This is a genomic window from Caballeronia sp. INML2 (assembly GCF_023631365.1).
Lineage (GTDB): Bacteria > Pseudomonadota > Gammaproteobacteria > Burkholderiales > Burkholderiaceae > Caballeronia > Caballeronia turbans.
In genome coordinates, this window is sequence record NZ_JALQDH010000237.1 from 1 (window position 1) to 313 (window position 313).

Annotated in this window: 1 pseudogene; it reads left to right on the forward strand. The window is 61.7% G+C overall.

What is annotated here, in order from left to right:
- Positions 1 to 313 (forward strand): annotated as a pseudogene (locus tag NCT32_RS37155) (hypothetical protein); the annotation flags it as partial.

Genomic DNA, 313 nt, shown 5'->3' on the forward strand with positions numbered 1-313 from the left:
GACATGAAAGCGAAGGTCGCAGGTCTGGCCGCCTGCCTTATTGCATTGGCCAGCGCAACGGCGGCGAATGCCGCATTGCGGTACGACGAACTCTGGGGCTATGTCGCGCCGTCGATGGCTCAGTCCGGGGCATCCGCGTCAGATCCTAGGCCGTCTGTCTATGACCAAATGCTGGTTGAGAAAGGCATCGATCCAGCTTCCGAAAAAGGGCAGCTGATTCTCGCTTGGATCGCGCACATCAACAGCGATCCGGCGGTCGCCGGCAACGTCCAGCGCAAGAGTGATCTCATGCTGAACCCGGGCGCCCGCGCCG